22 protein-coding genes are annotated in these 23,716 nt (G+C 72.9%); 13 read left to right on the forward strand and 9 right to left on the reverse strand.

Annotation, left to right across the window (positions count from 1 at the left end):
• The first annotated feature begins 76 nt into the window (after nt 1–76).
• The gene (locus tag IE124_RS18695) at nt 77–1,138 is read left to right on the forward strand and encodes a helix-turn-helix domain-containing protein (RefSeq protein WP_189508905.1); all 1,062 of its coding nucleotides are present in this window, start codon (nt 77–79) and stop codon (nt 1,136–1,138) included.
• Between the two features lie 57 nt (nt 1,139–1,195).
• On the opposite strand, the gene IE124_RS18700 is transcribed toward IE124_RS18695, so the two are convergent.
• Nucleotides 1,196–2,785 (reverse strand): family 43 glycosylhydrolase, encoded by a 1,590-nt coding sequence (locus IE124_RS18700; RefSeq protein WP_229832578.1) that lies wholly within the window; start codon nt 2,783–2,785, stop codon nt 1,196–1,198.
• Between the two features lie 428 nt (nt 2,786–3,213).
• Here IE124_RS18700 and IE124_RS18705 point away from each other — a divergent pair, with 428 nt between their 5' ends.
• From IE124_RS18705 to IE124_RS18715, 3 genes are all read left to right on the forward strand, one after another.
• A complete protein-coding gene (locus tag IE124_RS18705; RefSeq protein ID WP_189508906.1) occupies nt 3,214–4,173 on the forward strand; it encodes a hypothetical protein in 960 nt (319 codons plus the stop codon).
• 110 nt (nt 4,174–4,283) lie between these two features.
• Nucleotides 4,284–4,730: a peptidase inhibitor family I36 protein gene (locus tag IE124_RS18710; RefSeq protein WP_189508907.1), complete on the forward strand. Its 447-nt coding sequence runs from the start codon at nt 4,284–4,286 to the stop codon at nt 4,728–4,730.
• Between the two features lie 171 nt (nt 4,731–4,901).
• On the forward strand, nt 4,902–5,255 hold the full coding sequence (locus tag IE124_RS18715) for a hypothetical protein (protein WP_189508908.1): 354 nt from the start codon (nt 4,902–4,904) through the stop codon (nt 5,253–5,255).
• Between the two features lie 108 nt (nt 5,256–5,363).
• On the opposite strand, the gene IE124_RS18720 is transcribed toward IE124_RS18715, so the two are convergent.
• From IE124_RS18720 to IE124_RS18730, 3 genes are all read right to left on the reverse strand, one after another.
• Nucleotides 5,364–5,876, reverse strand: coding sequence for a hypothetical protein (locus tag IE124_RS18720; RefSeq protein ID WP_189508910.1), 513 nt, complete (start codon nt 5,874–5,876; stop codon nt 5,364–5,366).
• Between the two features lie 64 nt (nt 5,877–5,940).
• Complete coding sequence (locus tag IE124_RS18725) at nt 5,941–6,249, reverse strand: AzlD domain-containing protein (RefSeq protein WP_189508912.1); 309 nt, start codon at nt 6,247–6,249, stop codon at nt 5,941–5,943.
• The gene (locus tag IE124_RS18730; protein WP_189508914.1) at nt 6,246–7,022 is read right to left on the reverse strand and encodes an AzlC family ABC transporter permease; all 777 of its coding nucleotides are present in this window, start codon (nt 7,020–7,022) and stop codon (nt 6,246–6,248) included. Before IE124_RS18730 ends, IE124_RS18725 begins: the two co-directional genes overlap by 4 nt.
• A gap of 57 nt (nt 7,023–7,079) precedes the next feature.
• On the opposite strand from IE124_RS18730, the gene IE124_RS18735 reads away from it, so the two are divergent.
• From IE124_RS18735 to IE124_RS18770, 8 genes are all read left to right on the forward strand, one after another.
• Entirely contained in the window at nt 7,080–7,730 is a 651-nt protein-coding gene (locus IE124_RS18735) for a CGNR zinc finger domain-containing protein (RefSeq protein ID WP_229832579.1), read from the forward strand.
• Nucleotides 7,731–7,841: 111 nt separating this feature from the next.
• On the forward strand, nt 7,842–8,543 hold the full coding sequence (locus IE124_RS18740) for a DNA alkylation repair protein (protein WP_370468780.1): 702 nt from the start codon (nt 7,842–7,844) through the stop codon (nt 8,541–8,543).
• Nucleotides 8,544–8,674: 131 nt separating this feature from the next.
• Nucleotides 8,675–9,211, forward strand: coding sequence for a hypothetical protein (locus IE124_RS18745; RefSeq protein ID WP_189508916.1), 537 nt, complete (start codon nt 8,675–8,677; stop codon nt 9,209–9,211).
• A gap of 246 nt (nt 9,212–9,457) precedes the next feature.
• Entirely contained in the window at nt 9,458–10,294 is an 837-nt protein-coding gene (locus IE124_RS18750) for a DUF4097 family beta strand repeat-containing protein (RefSeq protein WP_189508918.1), read from the forward strand.
• A gap of 320 nt (nt 10,295–10,614) precedes the next feature.
• Nucleotides 10,615–11,598 (forward strand): ATP-binding cassette domain-containing protein, encoded by a 984-nt coding sequence (locus IE124_RS18755; protein ID WP_189508920.1) that lies wholly within the window; start codon nt 10,615–10,617, stop codon nt 11,596–11,598.
• Entirely contained in the window at nt 11,595–12,386 is a 792-nt protein-coding gene (locus IE124_RS18760) for an ABC transporter permease (RefSeq protein ID WP_189508922.1), read from the forward strand. The genes IE124_RS18755 and IE124_RS18760 overlap by 4 nt, the downstream gene beginning before the upstream one ends.
• Before the next feature lie 50 nt (nt 12,387–12,436).
• The gene (locus IE124_RS18765; RefSeq protein WP_189508924.1) at nt 12,437–13,699 is read left to right on the forward strand and encodes a cytochrome P450; all 1,263 of its coding nucleotides are present in this window, start codon (nt 12,437–12,439) and stop codon (nt 13,697–13,699) included.
• Nucleotides 13,700–13,703: 4 nt separating this feature from the next.
• Complete coding sequence (locus tag IE124_RS18770) at nt 13,704–13,919, forward strand: ferredoxin (RefSeq protein WP_189508926.1); 216 nt, start codon at nt 13,704–13,706, stop codon at nt 13,917–13,919.
• A gap of 99 nt (nt 13,920–14,018) precedes the next feature.
• Here the strand turns inward: IE124_RS18770 and IE124_RS18775 are convergent, their stop codons facing one another.
• The 4 genes from IE124_RS18775 to IE124_RS18790 all read right to left on the reverse strand — a co-directional run bounded on the left by IE124_RS18775 (nt 14,019) and on the right by IE124_RS18790 (nt 21,270).
• Nucleotides 14,019–15,431: a GH1 family beta-glucosidase gene (locus IE124_RS18775; protein WP_189508928.1), complete on the reverse strand. Its 1,413-nt coding sequence runs from the start codon at nt 15,429–15,431 to the stop codon at nt 14,019–14,021.
• Between the two features lie 82 nt (nt 15,432–15,513).
• Nucleotides 15,514–16,605: a DUF1996 domain-containing protein gene (locus IE124_RS18780; protein ID WP_189508930.1), complete on the reverse strand. Its 1,092-nt coding sequence runs from the start codon at nt 16,603–16,605 to the stop codon at nt 15,514–15,516.
• 142 nt (nt 16,606–16,747) lie between these two features.
• Nucleotides 16,748–18,937 carry a discoidin domain-containing protein gene (locus IE124_RS18785; RefSeq protein WP_189508932.1) on the reverse strand — a complete coding sequence of 730 codons (2,190 nt, stop codon included), beginning with the start codon at nt 18,935–18,937 and terminating at the stop codon, nt 16,748–16,750.
• A gap of 137 nt (nt 18,938–19,074) precedes the next feature.
• Nucleotides 19,075–21,270, reverse strand: a complete 2,196-nt coding sequence (locus IE124_RS18790) for a discoidin domain-containing protein (RefSeq protein WP_189508934.1) — start codon at nt 21,268–21,270, stop codon at nt 19,075–19,077.
• A gap of 213 nt (nt 21,271–21,483) precedes the next feature.
• Here IE124_RS18790 and IE124_RS18795 point away from each other — a divergent pair, with 213 nt between their 5' ends.
• Nucleotides 21,484–22,524, forward strand: coding sequence for a LacI family DNA-binding transcriptional regulator (locus IE124_RS18795; protein ID WP_189508936.1), 1,041 nt, complete (start codon nt 21,484–21,486; stop codon nt 22,522–22,524).
• Between the two features lie 18 nt (nt 22,525–22,542).
• Here IE124_RS18795 and IE124_RS18800 read toward each other — a convergent pair whose 3' ends face one another.
• Nucleotides 22,543–23,586: a phosphotransferase family protein gene (locus IE124_RS18800; RefSeq protein ID WP_189508939.1), complete on the reverse strand. Its 1,044-nt coding sequence runs from the start codon at nt 23,584–23,586 to the stop codon at nt 22,543–22,545.
• Nucleotides 23,587–23,716: the final 130 nt, after the last annotated feature.

A 23,716-nucleotide genomic window follows, 5' to 3' on the forward strand; every position in this document is an offset into this window, starting at 1 on the left:
TGCCACCAAGATCCGCCGCGCCCTACGCTTCTGACCTGCTCGAACACCATTTGCCCCCCCTGCGAAGGGCGCCACCATGGCTGCCGACCGGGCTGACGACCAGGACCCGGCGCGCGCGCTGGGCAGGGCGCTGCGCGACCTCCAGCGACGCTCGGGACGCACACTGCGGGACCTTGAGACGAGCGTGCGCATCAGCGACTCGTCTCTGTCCCGCTACTTCCTCGGCACCACCGTTCCCCCGTGGGCGACGGTGCGGGACCTGTGCGAGGCGCTGGGCGGCGACCCCTCCGAGTACCGGCTCCTGTGGCAGGCCGCCGACCGCGGCCAGCGCAAGCCGGTCCGGCGGCAGCGGGCCACGGACGGTGAACCGGCCCCCGGCGAACAGGGGCACGGCGAGCCGGCCCAAGGTGGACGTGCCCCGGGTGACCGGGTCCCGGGTGAACCGGTCCAGGGTGAACCGGTCCCGGGTGAACCGGTCCAGGGTGAACCGGTCCGGGAAGGACCGATCGTCAGCGGGAGCGAAGGCGCTCCGGTGCAGAGCGAACCGGCCCCGGCCGACCCGGTCCCGGCCGAGCCAACTCCCGGCGAAGCGCCCGTCACCGCGCCTCCAGCCGGGACCCGTCGGGGCAGCCGTACCGTCTGGGCCCTCGCCGGGGCCGTGATCGGCCTGATCATCGGGGCCCTGAGCACCGTGCTCGTGCAGCCGCATGCCCCTCCGTCCTCCGGCGGCGACGCCCCGCCCGGCACCCACGGCGTGCAGGGCGCGGCCGACTCCTCGAACAGTCCCAGGATCTTCGTGAGCCGCGCGACGGGTGCCTGCCTCGACGACAGTCTCGACCAGGGCACCCGGTCCTTCGCGTGCAACGGCATGTCGTACCAGCGCTGGACCGTCCGCACGGCACCCGACGGCAGCGCCCAGCTCAGGAACCACGCGACGGGCGAGTGCCTCGACCACCTCCCCGGCGGACTGTCGACGACGCCCTGCGGCCAGGCCGCGTCGCAGCGGTGGACCGTCAGCGCACGGGACGACGTGGCCGTCGAGATCCGGAGCACCACCGCCCGCAGCTGTCTGGCCGACAGCGCGGGCGGTCTGCGGGTGGCGCCCTGCGACGGGACGACGCGTCAGAAGTGGGCCTGAGCCGGACGGTGGCAGCGACAGCGACAGCGACGGTCGCGGCACGGTCACGGGTCGGGGCTACGCCACTTCCACGGCGTCGAGCTCCGCGTAACGCTCGCCCTTCGTGAGTCGGAGGGTGTTCCACCCCGCCCGCAGGTCCACCGGGACCTCGGTCGAACGCCACTCGTCCCACCCGGTGTACGGGTAGTCGACGGCCCCCGCGGCCGTGCCGTTGACCGTCAGGCCGTGCGAGGCCGCGGCCGGTGCGTCCGAGGCGTCCAACGAGCCGTTGCCATAGCGCACGCTCATCGTGTGACGGCCCGGAGAGGCGGCGAAGACCCGGAACTCCACGAAGCTGCCGGGCTCGTCGATGTGCCCGACGGCCCGGCCGCCCCAGGCGTCCCGCGCCGCGCGGACGGACGCCAGGTGCACCTGGGCGAGCTCCGCCTCGTACGCCGTCCTGCTGCCGCGCACGACCGGACGGCCGCCGTCGGCGAAGCCCAGGTCGGCGGCGTACAGCACCCGTCGTGAGCCGTCGGCGCCACGGCCGTGGAAGAGGACGCGGTCCTGGCCGCCGGGGCCGGTCACGACGTCCTGGCCGCCCGGCCCGCCGATCGCCCCGGCGAAGGACTCCGTGGTCATGAAAGGGCCGTCGCCCTTCACATACGGCCCGGTGAGGGCGGCGGAGGTCGCCCAGCCCGTCGCGTACCCGTTGGTGCGGTAGTCGCCGCCCGAGAAGAGGAGGACGTAACGCCCGTCCCGCTTGACAAGCGTGGGCGCTTCGACGAGGCCCTGCTCCCAGTTGTGGGGGTCGTCCTGCTTGACGAGCCGGACGGGGGCGCCGGTGACGCGGGTGCCGTCCCACGAGACGGGCTGGAGGTGGAGCCAGGTGTCCAGTCCGCAGCAGTTGCCGTCGCTCTTCCAGAGGAGGTGGCGGACGCCGTCCTCGGTGTAGCTCGACGCGTCGATCGCGCCGCCCTGATCGGTCGGGCAGACCAGCGGGCCGTCGCCGGCCGGCCGGAACGGGCCGCCGGGCGAGTCCGCGAGCGCGACGCCGATGCACTGGCGTCCGCCGGCCCGGTCGCGGGCCGTGTAGTGGAGCGTGAATCCGTCGCCGTTGTCGAAGACCTCCGGCGCCCAGACGTGGCCCGGCGGATCGAGCGTGACCCACGCACCCACCTCGGGCAGCACGTCCGTGGCGTCGACCGTCCAGCGGACCAGGTCGGTGGAGGTGGCGTGCTGGATGTTCCTGCCGTGGGCGTTGGTGGCGTAGGCGTGGTAGACGCGGCCGACCCGCACGACGTCCGGGTCGGCGAAGTCCTGGTCGAGCACGGGCGCGGGCCGCGTGGGCGGCACGGCCGGCACGGGCACCCGGGCCGCGGCCGGGGCGAGGACGGGCGGTACGGCTCCGGGGGCGAGGACCTCCACGCGCGGCGGGGTCGTCACGGGGGTGCCCGCGCCGCCGGCGGCGAGCGCGGCGAGGCAGGCGGCCCCGCCCAGCGCCAGGGTCGCGACGAACCCCCGGCGGAAGGCGGCCCGTTCCCGTGCCCGTTCGGGTTCGCGCTCCCGCGCCCGCTCCTGGGCCCGGGCGGTCGGCAGGTCTTCTCTGCGGCATGTCGCGTCCGCGCCGTGGGGAGGTCCGTCCCCTTGCTCGTTCCGGTGGTCCACGGATCCGCTCCCTCGGTTCTGGCCGGTCCGCCGCCCGCGGACGGCGTCGGTGCCGGCGGTCGGCACACCACGAGAACGACGCGACGCCCGTCACGTTGCGCCGGTCCGAGCCGTGTCCCGGCGTCGTTCCTGTCCCGGGACAAGCGAGTTACCGCAGGTCAGGAGGGTGGGGATCCCGACTTCGGCGAAGTGGCCGGGACACGGTTGCGGACGGCTTCCCGCCCGCCGCAGACTTCCGTTGTCCGACCGGGACGCCGCTCGACAGCGGCACCCGGGGCGGGTGCCCCGCCCGGTGCGCCCCCGCGCCGTACGTCGGAGCCACGCACCGCACGGATGCCGTAGACGCCTCCTGACTCCCGCCTCCACGGGTCCCATGCCCAGGTCTCGTCGTCGCTTCGCTCGTCCTCGACCACCGCAGGAGATTCCCCATGCCCCGGCACAGCCCTGTCCGCCGCACCTCACTCGTCACGGCCGTGGCGGTCACCGGCGCCACCCTCGCCCTCGCCCTCGCCCTCGCCCTCGCCCTCGCCACGACCCTGCCGGCCGGCCTCGCTCGACCACCCGCCGGCGAACGCCCGCCTCCCGTACGCACCGCTTCCACGGGGGCGGTCACCGCGGGCGACCGGCTCCTCCACGACGCCGAACAGCGGCTGCTGCGCGACTGCATGCGGCGGCACGGATTCACGTACGAGGTGTTCCCGCTCGACGAGGACTCCGGGGCCACGGCCTTCGTGTACGTCCTCGACGACGCGGACCGGGCCCGACGCCACGGCTACGGCTCCGAGCTGCGCCGGGAGCGGGACGCCCGCGCCGCGAACGACCCGAACCGCGCCTACTTCGCCGCGCTGCCGGCGGACCGGAAGGCCGCGGCGCTCGCCGCCGCCAACGGCACCTCGCCCACCGGACTGACCGTCACCCTCCCGGGCGGCGGAAGCGTGCGGCGCAGCGACCGGGGCTGCGTCGCGGAGTCCCAGAGGGGTCTCTACGGAGACCTCGGCGCCTGGTTCCGGGCATCGACCCGGGTGGACGCGCTGGTCCAGATCCGCCGTGGCCGTGTCGTGACCGACCCCGGCTACCGGGGACGGCTCGGTGCGTGGCGGGAGTGCATGCGGCGCGCCGGACACGCGTTCGCGGCGCCGGCCGACGCCAGGGCCGCCGCGCTCTCCCCCGTACGCCCCCTGGGCAAGGACCGCGAGGTGGCCCTCGCCCTGACCGAGGTGCGGTGCGGCGGGGAATCGGGACTGACCCGCACGGCCCGGGACCTCGACGCGCACCACGGCCGGCTGCTGGCCGACGAGTACCGCGCGGACATCGAGACGCGGGAGCGCCTGAGGTCGGCGGCGCTGACCCGGGCCCACCGGGTCGTCGGCGCCGACGAGCGGGCCTGACCGCCCGCCGCTCCCCCCAAGACTCCGCCGCGTGCCCCGTGCACCACGGCGGCCCCCAACGCCCGCGCCGCGAACGGCGGTACGGCGACCCCCCCAGAAGGAGACACACCATGCGTATCAAGCGCGCCCTCGCGACGGCACTCACCGCCGCGGCCCTCACCCTGCCGACCGCCCCGGTGGCCGACGCCCGGGCCGCCGCCCCCGGGACCGAGGCGGCCGCCGCACCGGCGGCGGTTCCCGCACCGGACGGCTTTCTCTACGCCTGGGAGCACCCGCACGCAGGCGGATTCCACTGCAAGTGGAGCGGGCCCAACGGCAACTGGGCCGGCTGCCGGGACAAGGTCTCGGACATCTGGAACAACGGCTTCCCCGGACGTGCCGAGGACGTCAAGCTCTTCCGCGGCACCTCCTGGAGCGGCTCGTGGGTCTGCCTCCACCAGGGCCACTCCATTCCCGACCTCGGCGCCCACGGCCTGAGGTTCTTCGGCCCGGGCGAGGGCCAGGGCGAGCCCGTGAACGACCGGATCGGCTCCCACCTCTGGGTCGACGCCTGCTGACACCGACCACCCCGACCCCGGCCCGACGGGACTCCCCCGCCGGGCCGGCGCACATGCCCGTTCGACCGGCCGGCGACGGAAACCGGTGGCTGCGGGTCTGCGGCGCGGCTATCGTCCGGGGTCCCTGTCGGCCGAACCTTCGGCCGCCCCTGCCGAGAGAGAGCGACGCGCATGACCAGCCGCCAGGCGACGACCACCCTGTGGCGCCCCACCGGCCCGGCCGAGCTTGACCTCGTCCGCGGGCTGAACTGGCGTGCGTGGCCGCCGCGTCTGCCCGAGCAGCCGATCTTCTACCCGGTCCTCGACGAGGACTACGCGATCAGGATCGCCCGGGACTGGAACGTGAAGCACGACGGCGCGGGGTTCGTCACCCGGTTCGAGGTCGACTCGGAGTTCCTGCGCCGGTATCCCGTCCAGCAGGCCGGCGGACGGACGATTCTCGAGCTCTGGGTCCCGGCCGAGGAGCTGGACGACCTCAACGCGCACATCGTCGGCGAGATCCAGGTGATCCACGAGTTCCGCTGAGGACCACCACGGGTGCCGGTGCCGGTGCCGATGCAGGTGTCGGTGTCGGTGTCGGTGTCGGTGTCGGTGTCGGTGTCGGTGTCGGTGCAGGCGTCCATGCCGGTGCCGTCATGCTCCTGATTCGCCGGCCGCGCCGAGTGGTTCGGCGGTCCGGTAGTTCTCGTCGGCGACGAGCACCGAGGTGAAGTGGGTCGGGAGGCCCGTCGCGTCCCGTGGGACGTTCTGGGAGGTCGTCCGGGTGAAGGCCAGGGTGACTCCGGGGACGTACGGGGCTTCCGGGTCCTCGTTGTCGATGCGCCGGCCGTTTCGCGCGGCGTGCGCGAGGATCTCGTCGGCCGGGGTGCGGAAGACGTCCAGGCCGTCCAGCAGGACCTGTACGTCCAGGGCCTCGTCCTCGTCGGGTCCCCACACGGTGACGGCGGTGACACGGTGGTCGCGCTCCATGGCCGCCTGGAACCCGATGCCGTGGTACTCGGTGGAGACCAGGTCGAAGTCGCGTACCGCGTCGGCCCGGTACACCCGTGGCCGGCCCCACCCGGACACCGCGGCGACCGCTTCGTCGAGCGTCATCCCCAGCCGGACGGGGGCCACTCCGCGGGGCGGGTCGAGTACGAACTGCATGCCTGATTCCTTCTGGTCGGTTGCGGCCACTTCACCATGTCGGGCGGCCTGCGCACGGCCCGAGTCATGAGGTCCAGAGGCGGAGGAGCGCGGTGACGGCCACTGCTCCCAGGAGGGTCACCGGCAGCGGTGCCCGGAAGTGGCGGAGGACGGCCACGGTCGCGAGGCCGGCGAACAGGGTGAGGTCCAGGGCGCTCCAGCCCGGTCCGGCGAGGGCCGTCACGATGAAGCCGGCGAGCAGGGCCGGTGCCACGAGCGCGAGCACGGACCGGGTGCGCCCGGGCAGTTCGCGGCCACCCAGGACCGCGGGCCCGATGGCCTTGAAGGCGAAGCTGATCAGGGCGATGGCGCCGATGGCGATCCAGAGGCTCATCCGGTCACCTCGGCGGCGGAGTCGGCGTCGGCCTGGTGGGCGGAGTCGGCGTCGGCGGCCCGGGCAGGCGTCTTCGGGGCGGGTCCGGCGAGCGCGACGAGGGCTGCGGCCGCCGCGCCGATCAAGGCCGGTCCTGTGGGCAGGACCAGTATCAGCGCCGCCGCGATGACCGCGCCGAGCAGGGCCGGCAACCGGTTGGCCCGCTCCTTGCGGAGCTCGTCGATCAGGAACGTCACGAGCAGGGCGGGTGTGATGACGTCCAGCCCCAGCCTGTGCATGAGCTCCGGTTCGGGGGCGACGGCGACGCCGAGCGCGGTCCCGGCGACCCAGGCCGGCCACTGGATCGCGGTAGCGCCGAAGAGCACGTACCGGTCGAACCGTCCCCCGCCGAGGTGCGCCGCCGCCCAGGAACCGTCCACCACTGCCTGGCCTTCCAGGGCCCTGCGCAGTCGGCCGCCGCGCAGGTCGCCGGCGACGGCCATGCCCATGGGGAGGAAGCGGCTGTTGATGAGGGCCGCGGCGGTGACCGCCGAGGCCACGCCCCCGCCCGTCCCCAGGGCCGCCACCAGGGCGAACTGCGCGGAGCCGGAGAAGACGACCACGGAGCACAGGATCGGCGCGAGGGTGCCCCAGCCCTGTGCCTGTGTCAGCGCGCCGAAGCTGGTGGCGAGCAGGAACGAGGCGGCCGCCAGTCCCGACCCGACCGCGAGTCCGGAGCGGAAGCGCTCTCGGGGGGTGGCGACGCCCGGCGGCGTCGGCAGGGAGTTGTTCATGGCCCACAACCTAACAGGCATAAGTCGTTAAGCCCGTTAGGTGGCTACACTGGCGGGGTGACAGTGGAGAACGTGGAGAAGCGCGGACCCGACGCCCCCGAAGCGGGCGCGGGCGTGACGCTCATGGGCGGGCATCCGGTGCTGGACTTCGCCAACACCGTCGCCTGGCGGACGGACCCCGACCGCCGCGCCGAGCGGATCCAGGGCGCCACGGCCTGGGCGAGATGGGCGGTCGCCGCCGGGCTGCTCACCCCGCAGCAGTCGGCCGGGCTCCAAGAGGCGTCGGCAGGGGCCGGGACGGAGGAGACGCAGCGCGAGCTGTCCGAGCTGCGACACCTCCGCGCCCTGCTCTGGCCGGTCCTGGACTCGCTCACCGCAGGCGAGCCCCCGCCACCCACGGAGTGGAGCGAACTCCGTCAGGTGATGCTTCGGGCCCGCGAGCACGCGGAGCTGCCGCCGGCGTTCCCCCTGCGCTGGCAGCCCGGCACGGAGCGGCTCGCCGATCTGGGTCACGCCCTCGCGCTCCAGGCCGAGGCACTGCTCGGCGGCCCGGGCCTCGAACGGATCCGGCGCTGCGGTGGACCCGGCTGCGGGTGGTTCTTCCTCGACCGCAGCCGCAGCGGCACCCGGCGATGGTGCAGCTCGGGCGACTGCGGCAACCGCGACCGCGCCCGCCGCCACTACGCCCGTACGAGGAACGCCCAGTGACTCCCCGAGGCCCCGACGTCCGACTCCGGCTCCGGCTCCGGCTCCGGCTCCGGCTTAGGCTGAGGACCGGACGAGCGCGACAGGCGCGACACGCGGGACGGGAGGTCCGAGGTGAGCGGGACGAAGGCGGCCGAGGCCGTGGTGACCGACGCGACGGTGGCCGATGTGCTGGCCGAGCTGGCCGGGCTCGAGGACCCGAAGATCCGCGCGGTGAACGAGCGGCACGGCGACGACCACGGCGTGAACCTCGGCAAGCTGCGGGCGCTCGCGAAGCGGCTCAAGACCCAGCAGGAACTCTCCTACCGGCTGTGGGCGACGGACGACACGGCGGCGCGCCTGCTGTCGCTCCTGATCTGCCGCCCGAAGGCGTTCGGGCTGGAGGAGCTGGACACCATGCTGCGCGAGGCGCGCACGCCGAAGGTGCACGACTGGCTCGTGAACTACGTGGTGAAGAAGAGCCCGCACGCCGAGGAGCTGCGCCTGGCCTGGACCGCCGATCCGGATCCCGTGGTCGCGAGCGCCGGCTGGGCGCTGACCACCGAGCGCGTGGCGAAGAAGCCCGAGGGTCTCGACCTCGCGGGGCTGCTCGACGTCGTCGAGGCGGAGATGAAGGACGCCCCGGACCGGCTCCAGTGGGCGATGAACCACTGCCTGGCCCAGATCGGGATCGAGCACCCCGAGTTCCGCACCCGTGCGATCGGCATCGGTGAACGCCTGCAGGTGCTGAAGGACTACCCCACTCCCCCGGGCTGCACGTCGCCGTTCGCGCCCGCCTGGATCGCGGAGATGGTGCGCCGACAGCACGCCGAGTAGCCCGTCCCGAGCACACTCCGCGGGGGCGAGCCGCCACCACATGGCGCAGGTTGACGCAGGTTGGCGCCACACGGCGCCATATGGCGCCACAGGGACTTGCAATGGCGCCACAGTGGTGCCACTATCTCCTCATGGACCTGACTCCCTACGTCGAGCACCTCCGCAGCGAGCTCGCGGTCGCCGCCAACGCCGGCGGCGACGAGGCGCGCGCCCTGGCCGAGCGGCTGACCGCCCCCCTGGAATCGGCCGCCCGCCTGACGCTCCTGAACGCCCTGTCCGCGGCCTCGGAGGAGATCACCCGTGAGCTGGCGCCGGGCTCGGTCGACGTACGGCTGCGGGGGACGGACCCCGAGTTCGTGGTGACGTCCCCGTTCGGGACCGAGGCTCCGCACGACGCCGCCGCCACCATGGCAGCACCGATGGCACCACCTTCCCCCCTGGTGGCGCCGCCCGTCGGGGACGGTGACGACGGGGGCACCGCCCGCATCAACTTCCGCCTCCCTGCCCACCTGAAGGCCCGGGTGGAGGACGCCGCCGGCAAGGAGGGCCTGTCCGTCAACGCCTGGCTCGTCCGGGCGGTCGCCGTGGCCCTGGAACCCGCGGGAGCGGCCCAGCCCGCGCCGCGGCCCAGCCCCGTCGGCCAGAGCTACCGGGGCTGGGTCCGCTAGGGGGTGTCGTCAAATTCCCGTCTGCCCCTCAACGTCTGGCACGCACTCTCGCCGCACCGGGCGAAAGCCCACGTACGTCCAGTACGTGGGCTTCCACCCGGCACGCCGAGAGCACGCACCAGACGCCGCAGGGCCGCCCTTCGGGCGACGACGGGAATTTGACGACACCCCCTAGCCGGACCCCACCCCACCATCACCCGCACCACCTGCGCGAACACCCACCAGAGCCAAGAGGACGGGACAGCCATGCCTTCTTACGAAACGCCCGAGCCCATCACCGCGATCCTGGACTTCGAGGTCGGCACCGCGCGCCTCGTGGCGAGCGAGCGGAAGGACACGGTCGTCGAGGTCCTGCCGAGCAACGGCGCCGAGGACGTCGACGTCCGCGTCGCACAGCAGACCAAGGTCACGTACGCCAACGGCACCCTGACCGTGAAGGGGCCCCGCAAGCGCTCCCCCTTCGGCAAGCACGGCTCGATCGAGATCACCGTCGAACTGCCCGCCGGCTCGCGTCTCAACGGCACCGCCTCCATCGGGGACTTCACCGGCGAGGGGCCGCTCGGGGAGTGCCGGGTGAAGGCCTCGCTCGGTGACATCCGGCTCGCCGAGGCGGGCGTCACCCACCTGCGGACCGGCCACGGTGACATCCACGTCCACCGCGCGACCGGCCGGGCGGAGATCCACGGGCAGGGCCGGATCGAGTGCGACGAGATCACGGGCCCGGCCGTCGTCAAGAACGGCAACGGCGAGATCGCGATCGGCGAGATCACCGGCGCGCTCAAGGCCAACTCCGCCAACGGCCGCATCACCGTCGGCCTCGCCCACGCCTCCGTGGACGCCCGGTCCGCCAACGGCGCCATCCGCATCGACGAGGTGGTCCGGGGCGTGATCCGGCTCCAGGCCGCCGCGCACGACGTGGAGATCGGCGTACGCGAGTCCACGGCGGCGTGGCTGGACGTCAACACCCGGGTGGGCGCCGTGCGCAACGGGCTCGGCGCCGCCGAGGGGCCCGACACGTCCGAGGAGACCGTCGAGATCCACGCCCGCACCGGCGTGGGCGACATCGTGATCCGCCGCGCCTGACCCCTCCCGAGCCCGCTCACTCCCGAGCCTGACCCCTCCCGAGCCCGCTCACTCCCGCGCCTGACCCCTCCCGAGCCTGTTCGCTCCGGGGCCTGGCCCCTCCCGAGCCCGCTCGCTCCCGAGCTGACCCCTCCAGAGCCCGCTCGCTCCCGGGTCGCACCTCCCCCGGCCCCCCAGCCTCCCCCAGACCCCGGCCTCCCCCCGGCCCCCAGCCTTTCCCCCGGCCTCGCCGTCGCCACCCTCACAGTGGCGACCCGCAACCGGGCAGGCAATTTCACATGTGCCATGTCACATCACACCAGCACAGGGAGACGCACGCCATGACCGCGACACCCCTCACCGCCCTGGCCACCGCCCCGGCGATCTCCGCCCTCGGGCTGCGCAAGTCCTACGGGGACAAGGTCGTCCTCGACGGCATCGACCTCACCATCCCCGAGGGCACGGTCTTCGCCCTGCTCGGCCCCAACGGCGCCGGCAAGACCACCACCGTCCAGATCCTCTCCACGCTGATCGCCCCCGACGGCGGCCGGGCCCGGGTCGCCGGCCACGACCTCGCCGAACGGCCCGAACGCGTCCGGGCCGCCATCGGGGTGACCGGCCAGTTCGCAGCCGTCGACAACCTCCTCACCGCCGAGGAGAACCTGCTCCTCATGGCCGACCTCCGGCACCTGCCCCGGCCCGAGGGCAGACGGCGCGCCGCCGAGCTCCTGCGGCGGTTCGACCTCACCGAGGCCGCCCGCAAGCCCGTCAGCACCCTGTCCGGCGGCATGCGCCGCAAGCTCGACCTCGCGATGACCCTGGTCGGCGACCCCCGGATCATCTTCCTCGACGAACCGACCACCGGGCTCGACCCCCGCAGCCGCCGCACCATGTGGGAGATCATCCGCGAGCTGGTCGTCGACGACGGCGTGACGATCTTCCTCACCACGCAGTACCTGGAGGAGGCCGACCAGCTCGCCGACCGCATCGCCGTCCTCGACCAGGGCCGGCTCGTCGCCGAGGGCACCTCCGAGGAGCTCAAGCGCATCGTCCCCGGCGGCCACATCCGCCTCCGGTTCGCGACGCCGGACGAACTCGACACCGCGGCACGTCACTTCGGCGCGGCGGCCCGGGACCCGGAGGAGCTCACGCTGCGCATCCCCAGTGACGGCGGGATCGCCACCCTGCGGGCCGTGCTGGACGTCCTCGACGGCGCGGCCGTCCGGGCCGAGACGCTGACCGTGCACACGCCCGACCTCGACGACGTGTTCCTGAACCTCACCGGGCACGGCCCGCCCGGCACCGCCACGGAGATGACCCGATGAGCTCCCTCTCGTACGCCGCCGCCGACTCCCTCACGATGCTGCGGCGCAATCTCAAGCACGCCATGCGCTACCCGTCGATGACCCTCTCCACCGTCGTCATGCCGGTGATGATGCTGCTGCTGTTCAACTACGCCTTCGGGGGCGCCCTCGGCAGCGGGATCGCCGGCGCGCCCACCGGCGGCGGGGAGTACATCGACTACGTCGCCCCCGGCATCATCCTGATGGCCGCGACGGCCGGGGCGGTGGCCACCGCGGTCGGTGTCTGCGTCGACATGACCGAGGGAATCGTCAACCGGTTCCGTACGATGTCGATCTCGCGGGCCGCGTTCCTGACCGGGCACGTCGTGGGCAGTGTCATCCAGACCATGATCGCCATCGCCCTGGTGATCGGCATCGCGCTCGGCATCGGCTTCCGCCCCGACGCGTCCGCCGTCGAGTGGGTCGCCGCCATCGGGCTCCTCACCCTCCTCACGCTGGCGCTGACCTGGCTGTCGGCCGGCATGGGCCTGGTGGCCAAGACCCCCGAGTCGGCCAGCAACGCGCCCCTGCCGCTCACCTTCCTGCCCTTCCTCGGCAGCGCCATCGTGCCGACCGACTCCATGCCGACGGGGCTGCGCTGGTTCGCCGAGTACCAGCCGTTCACCCCGATCATCGAGACCCTGCGCGGCCTGCTCATGGGGACCGGGATCGGCAACAGCGGGTACCTCGCGCTCGCCTGGTGCGTCGGCCTCGCGCTCGTCGGCTACCTGTGGGCGCGGTCCGCCTTCGGCCGCACGGCCACGCTCTGACGCCCCACCACCGCACCGCACCCGCTCACGCACTCACCACGGAGGACACGATGCAGAACGTACCGTCGACCCGCCCCGAGAACGCGGAGACCGTGAAGACCGGGGAGACCACGGAGCCCGGCGCTCCGGTCACGCTCCCCACACAGCGTGCTGCCGGCTGTCCCTTCGACCCGCCGGCCGGGCTCGCGGAGCTGCGCGAGGAGCGGCCGCTCGCCCGTATGACGTACCCCGACGGGCACGTCGGCTGGCTGGCCACCGGTCACTCCACGGTCCGCGCGATCATGGGCGACAGCCGGTTCAGCTCGCGCTACGAGCTGCTGCACTATCCGTTCCCCGGCGGGCCCGAGGGCCCGCTGCCGTCCGCCCCGGTCGGCGACATGACCGGGATGGACGCACCCGAGCACACCCGCTTCCGGCGCATCCTGACCGGCAAGTTCACCGTCCGCCGGATGCGGCAGCTCTCCGACCGGGTCGCGGAGATCACCGAGGAGCGCCTGGACGCGATGGAGCGCGGCGGCCCGGGCGTGGACCTGGTCGAGGCCTTCGCCCGCCCCCTCCCCGCGCTGATGATCTGCGAGCTGCTCGGGGTGCCGTACGCCGACCGCGAGCGGTTCCAGGGGCACGCCCACACGATCATGTCCATGGACGTGACGCCCGAGGACCGGTACGCCGCCTTCGTCGGGCTCCAGGAGTACATGGCCGAGCTGGTCGCGGCCAAGCGCGCCGCGCCCTCCGACGACCTGCTCGGCGACCTGGCCCGGGACTCCGACCTCACGGACGAGGAACTGGTCGGCATCGGGGGCTTCCTGCTGGCGGCGGGGCTCGACACCACCGCCAACATGATCGCCCACGGGACGTTCGCGCTGCTCACCGAGCCCGCCCAGGCAGACGCGCTGCGGGCGGACCCGGACCTCGCTCCGCAGGCCGTCGAGGAGCTCATGCGCTATCTGACCATCGCCCACACGAGCGTGAAGTCCGCGCTGGTCGACGTCGAGCTGGACGGCCTGCTCGTCAGGGCGGGCGAGAGCGTCACCCTCTCGCTGGAGGCCGCCAACCGGGACCCGGAGCGGTTCCCCGATCCCGACGTGCTCGACCTGCACCGCAAGGCCACGGGACACCTGGGCTTCGGGCACGGCATCCACCAGTGCCTGGGGCAGCAACTGGCCCGCGTGGAGCTGACGGTGGCCCTGCCGGCACTGCTGCGGCGGTTCCCCACGCTGCGGCTCGACGTGCCGGCCGAGGAGGTGCCCCTGCGGACGGACATGAGCATCTACGGCGTGCACCGGCTGCCGGTCACCTGGGACGAGGCCTGATCCCGTGGATGTCCGAGTCGACCGCGACCGCTGCCTCGGCGCCGGAATGTGCGCCCTGACCGCTCCTCGGGTCTTCGACCAGGACGAGGAGGAGGGCCTGGTCGTCCTGCTGGACGCCCGGCCGCCGGAGGAGCGGCGGGCGGCGGTCCGGGTCGCCGCCGGCGTCTGCCCGGCATCGGTCATCACCCTCACGGAGCACGGCTCCTCCCCTGCCGCTTGACCACACCACCGCACACCCGTGACCGCCTCCGCAGGAAGAGGCCGAGGCCCCGGGCGAGTTCCCCTCGCCCGGGGCCGCCTTGCGCGTGCCGTGGCCGTCTCACCCCGCGCGGCGGATCCGACGGGCGGTGTCGCGGAGCCAGAGGGCGCTGCACTTGGGCGTACGGGTCTGGGTGGCGTAGTCGACGCGGACGAGGCCGAAGCGCTTGTCGTAGCCATAGGCCCATTCGAAGTTGTCCAGGAGCGACCAGGCGAAGTAGCCGCGGACGTCCGCTCCCCCGGTGCGGGCCCGGGCGACCGCGGCCAAGTGGGCGGAGAGATAGGCGGTGCGGTCGGTGTCGTCGACGAAGCCGTCGGCGTCCGGGTGGTCCTCGTACGCGGCGCCGTTCTCGGTGACGACCATCGGCGTGCCGGGGTAGTCGCGGGAGACGCGCAGGAGCAGTTCGGTGAGGTCGTGGGGCATGACCTCCCAGCCGAGGCCGGTGACCGGGAGCCCGCCGTGCGGGAGGTTGCGGGTGACGGGCAGGCCCCGGGCGTCGGTGGTGGCGCCGCGCTCGTCCGTTCCGGAGGTGCGCATGGAGCGGTAGTAGTTGACGCCGAGGGTGTCGATGGGACTGGCGATGATCGGGAGGTCGCCGTCCTCGACGGGGATCTCGATGCCGTGCGCGGTGAGGTCGTCGATCAGGTCCTGCGGGTACCGGCCGCGCAGGATCGGGTCCAGATAGAAGCGGAAGCCGATCGCGTCGGCCCGGCGGGCGGCCTCGCGGTCGGCGGGACTGTCGGTGGCGGGCCGGCTGGTGCCCAGGAGGTGCGTGACGGCCAGGTCGAGGGGGCGGCGGGCGGCGGCCCGCAGGCGCTGGACCGCGAGGCCGTGGGCCAGGTGCAGGTGGTGGACGGCTGCCACCCCGTCGGCGAGGGAGCGACCGCCCGGTGCGTGGATGCCCATGACGTGGCCGAGGACGGCCGAGCAGAAGGGCTCGTTGAGCGTGGTCCAGTGGGTGACGCGGTCACCGAGGCGCTCGTGGACGAGTTCCGCGTAGTCGGCGAAGCGGTACGCGGTGTCCCGGGCCGGCCAGCCGCCGGCGTCCTGGAGCTCCTGGGGCAGGTCCCAGTGGTACAGGGTCAGCCAGGGGGTGATCCCGTACCCGAGGAGTTCGTCGACCAGGCGGTCGTAGAAGCCGATGCCGGCGGGGTTGGCCTGGCCCCGGCCGCCGGGCTGGACCCGGGGCCAGGAGACGGAGAAGCGGTACGTGTCGAGGCCGAGCGAGGCGAGCAGGGCGACGTCCTCGGGCATGCGGTGGTAGTGGTCGCACGCCGTGTCCCCGGTGTCGCCGTTGTCCACGGCCCCGGGGACCCGGCAGAAGGTGTCCCAGATGGACGCGGTGCGGCCGTCCTCGTCGGTGGCGCCCTCGATCTGGAAGGCGGAGGTGGCGGCGCCGAAGCGGAAGTGCGGCGGCAGGAGATCGATGAGCGCGTCGTGCTGGGCGGTGACGGACGGGGCGGGGGCGGTCACGGGGGCCTCCTGGTACCGAGGGGCGGACGGGAAAGCGGCCCGGGCGCCTGTGAGGGCGTCCGGGCCGTGGGCGGGAACGGGGTCAGGGCAGGCGGTGGTTCTCGTCCAGCACGACACCGCGCTCGGGCCGGTACAGGTCGAAGCCCCGGGTGTCGCACTGCAGGCCGCCGACGATGCAGTGGTCGACCATGGCCTTGAGGGTGCGCTCCTCCCACGCGTTGAAGAAGTCGTAGTGGAAGGAGTAGCCGCGGCCGCTGGCCAGGCGGACCTGGGACATGTCGCCGTTGACCGGCCACGCCATCTTGAACTCGATCATCGGCAGGGCGACCGGGTGGGAGGCCGGGCACATGTTGTCGTTGGTGCCGGGCTTGACCACCGGGTAGGCCATGTGGCTCTTGTGGTCGGGGGTGTCGAGGTACAGGCCGTTCCAGCAACTGGGCGCCTGCATACGCAGGTTGAGCTGCACGTCGGGCCGTGCCGGACAGGTCGCCGGGATGTCGGTGTTGAAGAAGCTGTCACCGCACTCCCAGCCCTCGACGAAGCCCTTGTGGGCGCGGAACTCCTCCGCGCTCTGCATCGGGTTTCCGACGACGAACCGCAGGCCCTTGGGGAAGGGCCGCACGCTCCGGTAGTCGGTGACACCCGCCTTGTAGTAGATGACCTGCGGTCCGACGGGCAGGATCTTCTGGTCGCCCTTGTACAACGAGGGCATCCAGTACGCGGAGGCGTCCGCGGGCGCCTTGCAGGTGGTGCTGCCTCCGTAGAGCGAGCCGGTGGTGCTGGCGGCGTTGGTGGAGGTGTTGCCCATGAACGTGTGGTCGTGGGACTTGCCGAACTGGCCCGGGTAGACGATCGGGTCGTCGGGCGCGGTGTGGGTGACGGCGCAGCCGGCCTGGAACTCGTGGTGGTAGGCCGGGGGCGGGGTGGCGGTGGACGGTGTCACACCGGTGACCTGGGGTACGGCCGGGATGTAGCCGTCTCCGTCGGCGTCGTCGCCGGAGGCCCGGGTGGACACGGCCATGACGTGTCCGGCGTGGACGCCGGCCGTGGCGACGGCGGGCGGGCCGGCGTCGTCCGTGCCCGCGGCGGAGGCGATGGTGCCGAAGCCGAGGACGCCGGCGACGAGGGCCGTGCCGAGGAGGAGTGCGGGGAGCCGCTTCGGACTCGATCTCATGGGGATCTCCTGCCCATGGGGGTGGGTTCGCGTGAACGCGTGGACGCCACACGACTGGTGTGCTGGGTTCCCGTGCGGTGGTGCAGGGGTGACGGGGTCCTGTCGCGGCCCCCGCCACGCCCGTTCGGGGGAGCCGGCGTCGTCAGCTGTAGACGCCGAACTCGTGGAGGGAGTAGCCCCATCCGGTGCCGCGCGCGGTGAGCTGGAGCCTGACGTACCGGGTGGTGGTGGCGGTCGTGACGGTGTCGATGTCACCGTTGCCCGTGGTGGTGGTGTGGATCGTCCGCCAGGTGTTCCCGTCGTCGGAGACCTGCACGTCGTAGGACTTGGCGTAGGCCGGGTCCCAGACGAGCTGCAGGGTGCGGATGGGCTTGGCCGAGCCGAGGTCGACCTGGATCCACTGCGGGTCGCTCCAGTCGCTGGCCCAGCGGGTGGAGGTGTTGCCGTCGGTGGCGTTGGAGGCGGGGCAGGGGCAGTCGCCGTAGGAGGCCTGGGCGGAGGAGGCGGTGGTGGGCCGGCCCTGGGCGATGTTGGTGCCGGTGACGGGCGGGGCGACGACCTTGACGGACTTGGTCTCGATGCCGACGTTGCCGCGGCCGTCCTCGGCCTGGACGTACACCTTCCAGACACCGAGCTTCTCGGGCGCGGTGACGGCGAAGGTGCCGTTGCCGAGGGAGCGGTACGGGGCGTCGATCAGGCGCTTGTCGCCGTTGGCGTAGTTGCCGCTGAGGAGGATCTTGGTGGTGACGGGGTCTCCGTCGGGGTCGCGGATGTCGGCGCGGACCGTGAACTCGCCGCCGGCCGGTGCCGATCCGGCGGGGGTGACCGTCATGCCGCTGATGACCGGCGGGGTGTTGTCGCCCGCGAGGGAGCCGGTGTACGCCTTCTTGAGGGAGTAGTACGAGAGCCGCTTCAGGCCGTCGGGGAGCAGGTTGAACCAGACGCCGCCGAAGTCGTGCTCGATGCCGTAGTGGAAGGCGGTCGCGCCGAGGGCGACGCCCTGGTGGCCGGTGACGCAGTTCCAGGCCTGGGTGTAGCCGTCGGCCTTCTGGACGTCGGTGGGCTCCTCGGGGACGCCGTTGGCGTCCTTGGGGGTCTCCCACTCTCCGGCGGGGCCGGTCTCGGTGATGATGTAGGGCTTGGTGTAGCCGCCCTCCACCCAGTCCTGCCGGACCCCGCAGATGTCGCCGTAGGCGTTCATCGAGTACAGGTCCAGGTCGGGCGCGTTCCGCTTGTAGTACGGCCAGGCGCCCGTCCACGCGTCCGTGGAGGTCACGGGGTGGTCGGGGTCGATGGAGTGGATCTTCTTGGCGACGTCGTTGACGAAGGTCGTGTACGCGTTGCGCTGGGCCTCCAGCTCGGTGCCGCCGTAGCAGTTCTGCAGGCCGAGGACGGACTCGTTGCCGACGTTCCACATGAGCGTGGCCGGGTGGGACTTGTAGGTGTCTACCCACTTGGCGAACTCGGTGAGCATGGTGCTCTTGTACGCGGTGTCCGTCACGTAGTTCACGCAGCCGCCGGAGCCCGGGCCTCCGCCCGGCTGGAGCCAGAAGCCGTTGATCACCTTGACGCCGTTGGCCGCGGCCGCGTCGAGCAGGGGCTTGGTGCCGGCGTCCGTCCCCCAGGTGCGGACGGTGTTGACGCCCATGGACGTGACGTCCGGCATGTAGCGGGGGGCGTCGGCCATCGCCGGGCCCCAGGTGACGCCCTTGACCGTGAAGGGCTGTCCTCCCACGGTCAGCCGCCAGTCGCCCTGCGTCCCGCTCACCCGGACGGCGCCGCCGGGCTCGGGCTGCGCCGACCCGCCGCCGTACACCTGGAACTCCCACAGGGAGTAGCCGTACCCGGTGCCCCGGGTCACGCCCTGCAGGCGTACGTAGCGGCCCGTACCGGTGACGGCGAGGTCGTCGGTGCCTCCGTCGCCGGCGGTCACGGACCTGACGGTGCGCCAGTCGCTGCCGTTGTCCGAGAGCTGGATGTCGTAGGCCTTGCCGTAGGCGCCCTCCCAGTTCAGGACGACGCGGCTGACGTCCTTGCTGCTGCCGAGGTCGACCTGGATCCACTGGGCGTCGGTCCACTGGCTCGCCCAGCGGGTGCCGGTGAGGTCGCCGTCGAAGGCGGCGGACGCGCCCCAGGCGGCGCCCTCGGAGGAGGACGCGGTGGCCGTCTTCCCCTGGGAGAGCAGGGTCTCGGCGGCGGTGGCGGGCGCCGCGGTCAGCAGGGCGGTGGAGGTGACGGAGGTGGCGAGCAGGGCACCCAGGGAGAGGAGTGAGCCTGTCGTACGGGCGCGGCTGCGGCGCCGTGGTGTCGTCGGGTCGGTGATCGCGGTCATGGCGGCTCCTGGACGGAGAGCAGGGGAGGCGGGGAAGGGACGGGGATCGCCTTCCGGGCGGCGCAGCGGGGACTGGGCGCCGCCCGGAAGGGGTGAGGGGGCCGGGACGCACCGCAGCGGGGCGCCCCGGCGGGCCGTCAGGGGAAGGAGACGACGGTGGACGGCACGGTCGAGGTGCCGGCGGGGATGGTGGACGCCCCGGTGTCGTTGATGACGTGGTTGTAGTGGCCCATGCCGCCGAGGGACACCACCAGGAGGCTGTGGAACTTCACGTTCGGCTTGACGGGGGCCTTGAAGCCGTGGTCCTGGACGATGGTCGGGTCCACGTTGTAGTTGCAGTAGCTGCCCAGGCCCCACGCCTCGTGGGTGTCGACCGAGTCGTCGACCCGGTAGGCGGCGTACCCCTTCGTCGAACCGTTCTGGATGGCTGCCTGGTTGGGGGCGTCGTACGCCTTCTCGTTCTGGTAGAAGATCGTGCGACCGCGCTCGCCGTACCACTCCACGTCGTACTTGTTGAAGTGCTCGACGAACAGGCCGGTGGCGAGCACGTCGTCGCCGTTGACGCGGACGCCGTAGTCGGCGCGGTTGGTCTCCCAGCCCCAGCCCTCGCCGTGGTCCGCGCGCCACACCCAGGTGTGGTCGATGATGGCGTCGTCACTGTTCACGACCATGCTCGTGGTGGCCTTGCCCGCGCCGGCGCCGCCGATGCGGATGTACACGTCCTGCACGGTGGTGGGGTTGGCGGCGTGGTCCGCGCCGCTGTTCTGCGGTCCGAGCTCCAGCAGCGTGGAGGAGTTCACCGGGCCCGCGTCGATCAGGAAGCCGGCGAGCCGGACGCCGTCGACGTCGGCGACCTTCATCGCGGTGACGCCGTTGTCCGGGATGATCGTGGCGAGGCCGAGGCCGAGCACGATCGTGTTCGCCCGGTTCACGTTGATCGTCTGGTCGACGTGGTAGATGCCCGGCGTGAAGAGCAGGTTCAGCCCCTGCGCGAGCGCCTGGTTGATGGTGGCGGCGGTGGCGCCGGGCTTGACCACGTAGAACTGGCTCAGCGGGACGGACTCGCCCTGCGGGGTGCCGTTCGCCCAGCTGGTGCCGCGGGCGTTCACGCGCTTGGCGGGCGCGAAGACCTTGTACTCGTTGCCGTCCAGGTAGAGGTAGGGCTTCTCGCGGGAGATGGGGGTGGTGTCGAGCGTGGTGTAGCGGGGCTCGGGGAAGGAGGTGGCCGGAGCGCCCTCGACACCGGAGAAGGTCTGGTTCCACACGCTGTTGGACCAGCCGCCGATGGAGCTCTCGCGGGTGTACCACTGCTGCTGCGAGTAGTTGCCGATCTGGCCGTCGACCTTGGAGTCGGCGATGTACCCGCCGCTGGCCCAGCCGTAGCCGTTGGGGGCGAGGTTGAGGCCGCCCTTGACGTGCATGCGGCGGAAGGAGGAGGCCTGGGAGACGGCCCAGCGGTTGGTGCCGTTGACCGGGTTGAGGGTCAGGCCCTCCGCGCCGCGCCAGAAGTTCTGCGTGGCGTTGCCGTTGAACCAGCCGGCGTCGACGGTCACGTCGCCGTTGATGGTGGTGTCGCCGGGGCGCAGGCCGAGACCGGCTATCTGGGTGTAGAAGCCGATCTGCGCGTTGAGGCCGTTGTACGTGCCGGGCTTGAGGAGGAACGCGTGGCGGCCCGCACCGAACTGCGCCGACTCCTGCGCCTGGAAGACCTGGTCCAGCTTGGCCTGGATGTTCGGCGTGGACGGGTCGAGGACGTGCACGTTGGGGCCGAGGTCGCCGCCGCCCGGCAGGGTCGGACCGCCGCCGTCGGTGGAGCCGTAGACCTGGAACTCCCAGAGGGAGTAGCCGTATCCGGTACCGCGGGTCAGTCCGTTCATGCGGACGTAGCGGCCGGTGCCGGAGAGCGTGACGTCGTCGGTGCCGCCGTCGCCGCCGGTGACGGTCGTGACGGTCCGCCAGTCGGTGCCGTTGTCGGAGGCCTGGATCTCGTAGCTCTTGCCGTAGGCCGCTTCCCAGCTCAGGAGGGCGCGGCTGAGGGTGGCGCTCTGGCCGAGGTCCACCTGGACCCACTGGGCGTCGGTCCACTGGCTGGCCCAGCGGGTTCCGGTCAGATTGCCGTCGACGGCCGCGGACGCGGCGTAGGTGGTCCCTTCCGTGGACGAGGCGGTGGCCGTCTTGCCCTGCGAGAGCAGGGTGGGGGCGGCCTGTGCCGTCGCGGCGGGCAGGACGGCGAGCAGGCCGCCGGCGAGCGAGGCGACGAGTGCGCCGACGGTGGCCCGTCGGACGGATGATGCGGGGCGCCGGAAGGCCGGCGGGGACCCGACGGAAGACATGGGGCTCCTCGGTGTATGTGGGGGAAACGTGGGAGAGCGCTCTCCCGAACCTTGCCCGGCGGTCACGATGACGGTCAAGCCATACGACACCGCTTTTCTTTTGGCTTTCATTAAGTCGCAGCGTCACCTGCGCCCAGGGCGGCCGGAGCCGTACCACCACCGGACACGGAGCCCCGATATGGTGCACAAGTGGGGAATCGACAGAGCGCGCGGGTGGGAAATCGAGGTCCGACCCTGGAGGACGTCGCACGCGAGGCGGGGGTGTCCAGGGCGACGGTGTCCCGTGTCGTCAACGGCGTGCGCAACGTGGCCCCCGGTATCCAGCAGGCCGTACGCGACGCGGTCGCCCGCACCGGCTACACGCCCAATCAGGCCGCCCGGTCCCTGGTGACACGCCGCACCGGAACCGTCGCCCTGGTGCTCTCCGCGACGGGAAGGGCCTTCGCCGCCCGGGTGTTCTCCGACCCGTTCTTCGGCCGGGTGGTGGACGGAGTGCTCCCGGTACTGCGCGAGCGCACGATCCAGCCGGTCATGCTGGTGGCCGAGTCGGAGGAGGCCAGGGCCCAGCTGGTGGAGTACCTGCGGCAGGGCGGCGCCGACGGGGCCCTTGTCGTCCCGCTCGACGCGGACGACCCCCTGCCCGCGATGCTGGTGGCGGCCGACGTCCCCACGGTCCTGTTCGGCCGCCCACACGACTCCACGCGGTGCGGCTTCGTCGACCTCGACAACACCGCGGGCGCCCGACTGGCCGCCGAGCACCTGTGGGCCACCGGCCGGCGGCGCCCGGCCACCATCGCGGCACCGGTCAGCGCCCCCACCGCGCCCGAGCGCCTCGACGGCTTCCGGGAGGCGTTCGCGGCCCGCGGGGTGACATCGGTGCCCGTCGTGCGGGGACGGTTCTCGGTGGACAGCGGTCGGCGCGCGATGGCGCGGCTGCTGAAGGAACACCCGGGGATCGACGGGGTGTTCGCCGCGAACGACCTGATGGCGCAGGGCGCCTGCCAGTACCTGCGCGAGGAGGGGATCGCGGTCCCCGGTTCGGTGGCCGTGGTGGGCTTCGACGACTCCGTGGCCGCGCGGAGGGCACAACCGCAGCTGACCACCGTGCGTCAGCCGGTGGAGCGCATGGCTGCCGCGATGGCCCGCCTCCTGGTCGAGGAGCTCACCGGCGGCCGGCCGGAGTCGGACCGGCAGCCCCACGAGCCCGCCTCGAAGCTGTTCGAGCCGGTGCTCGTCGTCCGCGAGTCCACCTGACCCGGCCACACCGGCGCGTCACGCCTCCAGGGCGTCCAGTAGGGCGAGCTGCCGCGCGACCCGCTCGGCGGACCAGGTGTCGAGCCAGGCCGCGAACTCCCCGCCGTAGGCACGGGGGACGGCTTCCACCCGCATGACGAGGGCCAGGTAGACGCGGTAGAGGGCCAGTCGTGTACGGGCTCCGGTGTCGACGGTCAGGCCGGGAGCGACGGACCGGTAGCCGGCCATGAGGTCGGGATCGTCCTCGGGCGAGCCGAGCGGGTCGAGCCCGACGAGCTCGGCCAAGGGGTCGCCGAAGAAGGCGCGTTCGCCGTCGATGAGGCCGCTCAGGTGCCACGGGCCGTTCCCGGTCCGGGCGAGGACGATGTTGCCCTCCCAGGCGTCGAAGTGGACGAGCGCGGGGCCGCGGACCTCGGCAAGCCGGTGGCCGAAGCGCACGGGCAGGTCGGCGAGGCGATCCGGCGGGGCGGGCAGGGCGACTTCGAACCGGACCGCGTCGGCGAGGACGGCATGCAGCATGGCGGTGAACGCGGAGGGCCAGTGGGGACCGGAGAGACCGACGGACGGACGCGGATAGCCGTAGGCGGCACCGGTGACGGTGGCGATCCGGGCCAGGCACTCCCCCAGCCGGTGGCGCAGCGCGGCACGGTCGGCCGGTGCGATCCGGTCGCGGGCGGCGTCCCAGGTGGTCCCGTCGACGTGGGTGAGGAGCAGCCACTCGGCGGGGTTGCCGGGGCCGACCGGCTCGTGGTGGAGGACGGTGGGGGCGGGAGCGCCGGCCCGGGCGGCGAGGCGGTGGAAGAGTGCCTCGGTGCCGAGGAGGCCCTGTTCGTGGGTGAGGGCCGGGGCGCCGGCCCGGGGCGCCGTCTTGAGCACCAGCCGCCGCCCGTCGGCGAGTTCGAGCAGGCGGGCCGTGTTGTAGAGGCCGCCGCCGAGGGCGGTGCTCCGGACGACCGCCACCGGGCCGAGGGCGTGCCGAAGCCGCTGGGCTGCGAGCTCGGCCTCCGCCGCGTCGGCGTCGTCGGGGCCCTGCGGAGGAGACGGATCGGTGGTGGCGGCCATGGGACGCTCCTGTGCGGGGATGCCTCGGGGATGGTAGGGCCATGGGGGGCAGGAGTTCGTAGGGCCAGGTGCTCGTAGGGCCCGGTGCTCGTAGGGCCCGGTGCTCGTAGGGCCCGGTGCTCGTAGGGCC

Source organism: Streptomyces narbonensis (genome assembly GCF_014649015.1).
In the GTDB taxonomy this organism is placed as follows: domain Bacteria; phylum Actinomycetota; class Actinomycetes; order Streptomycetales; family Streptomycetaceae; genus Streptomyces; species Streptomyces narbonensis.

What these genes read in the sequence shown, in the direction of transcription:
- IE124_RS18720 (WP_189508910.1), bottom strand. Translation starts at nt 5,876, where the DNA reads ATGCAGTTCGTACTCGACCCGCCCCGCGGAGTGGCCCCCGTCCGGCTG.
- IE124_RS18765 (WP_189508924.1), top strand. Translation starts at nt 12,437, where the DNA reads ATGCAGAACGTACCGTCGACCCGCCCCGAGAACGCGGAGACCGTGAAG.
- IE124_RS18755 (WP_189508920.1), top strand. Translation starts at nt 10,615, where the DNA reads ATGACCGCGACACCCCTCACCGCCCTGGCCACCGCCCCGGCGATCTCC.
- IE124_RS18710 (WP_189508907.1), top strand. Translation starts at nt 4,284, where the DNA reads ATGCGTATCAAGCGCGCCCTCGCGACGGCACTCACCGCCGCGGCCCTC.
- IE124_RS18780 (WP_189508930.1), bottom strand. Translation starts at nt 16,605, where the DNA reads ATGAGATCGAGTCCGAAGCGGCTCCCCGCACTCCTCCTCGGCACGGCC.
- IE124_RS18745 (WP_189508916.1), top strand. Translation starts at nt 8,675, where the DNA reads ATGGACCTGACTCCCTACGTCGAGCACCTCCGCAGCGAGCTCGCGGTC.
- IE124_RS18725 (WP_189508912.1), bottom strand. Translation starts at nt 6,249, where the DNA reads ATGAGCCTCTGGATCGCCATCGGCGCCATCGCCCTGATCAGCTTCGCC.
- IE124_RS18785 (WP_189508932.1), bottom strand. Translation starts at nt 18,937, where the DNA reads ATGACCGCGATCACCGACCCGACGACACCACGGCGCCGCAGCCGCGCC.
- IE124_RS18730 (WP_189508914.1), bottom strand. Translation starts at nt 7,022, where the DNA reads ATGAACAACTCCCTGCCGACGCCGCCGGGCGTCGCCACCCCCCGAGAG.
- IE124_RS18705 (WP_189508906.1), top strand. Translation starts at nt 3,214, where the DNA reads ATGCCCCGGCACAGCCCTGTCCGCCGCACCTCACTCGTCACGGCCGTG.
- IE124_RS18695 (WP_189508905.1), top strand. Translation starts at nt 77, where the DNA reads ATGGCTGCCGACCGGGCTGACGACCAGGACCCGGCGCGCGCGCTGGGC.
- IE124_RS18750 (WP_189508918.1), top strand. Translation starts at nt 9,458, where the DNA reads ATGCCTTCTTACGAAACGCCCGAGCCCATCACCGCGATCCTGGACTTC.
- IE124_RS18715 (WP_189508908.1), top strand. Translation starts at nt 4,902, where the DNA reads ATGACCAGCCGCCAGGCGACGACCACCCTGTGGCGCCCCACCGGCCCG.
- IE124_RS18800 (WP_189508939.1), bottom strand. Translation starts at nt 23,586, where the DNA reads ATGGCCGCCACCACCGATCCGTCTCCTCCGCAGGGCCCCGACGACGCC.
- IE124_RS18790 (WP_189508934.1), bottom strand. Translation starts at nt 21,270, where the DNA reads ATGTCTTCCGTCGGGTCCCCGCCGGCCTTCCGGCGCCCCGCATCATCC.
- IE124_RS18760 (WP_189508922.1), top strand. Translation starts at nt 11,595, where the DNA reads ATGAGCTCCCTCTCGTACGCCGCCGCCGACTCCCTCACGATGCTGCGG.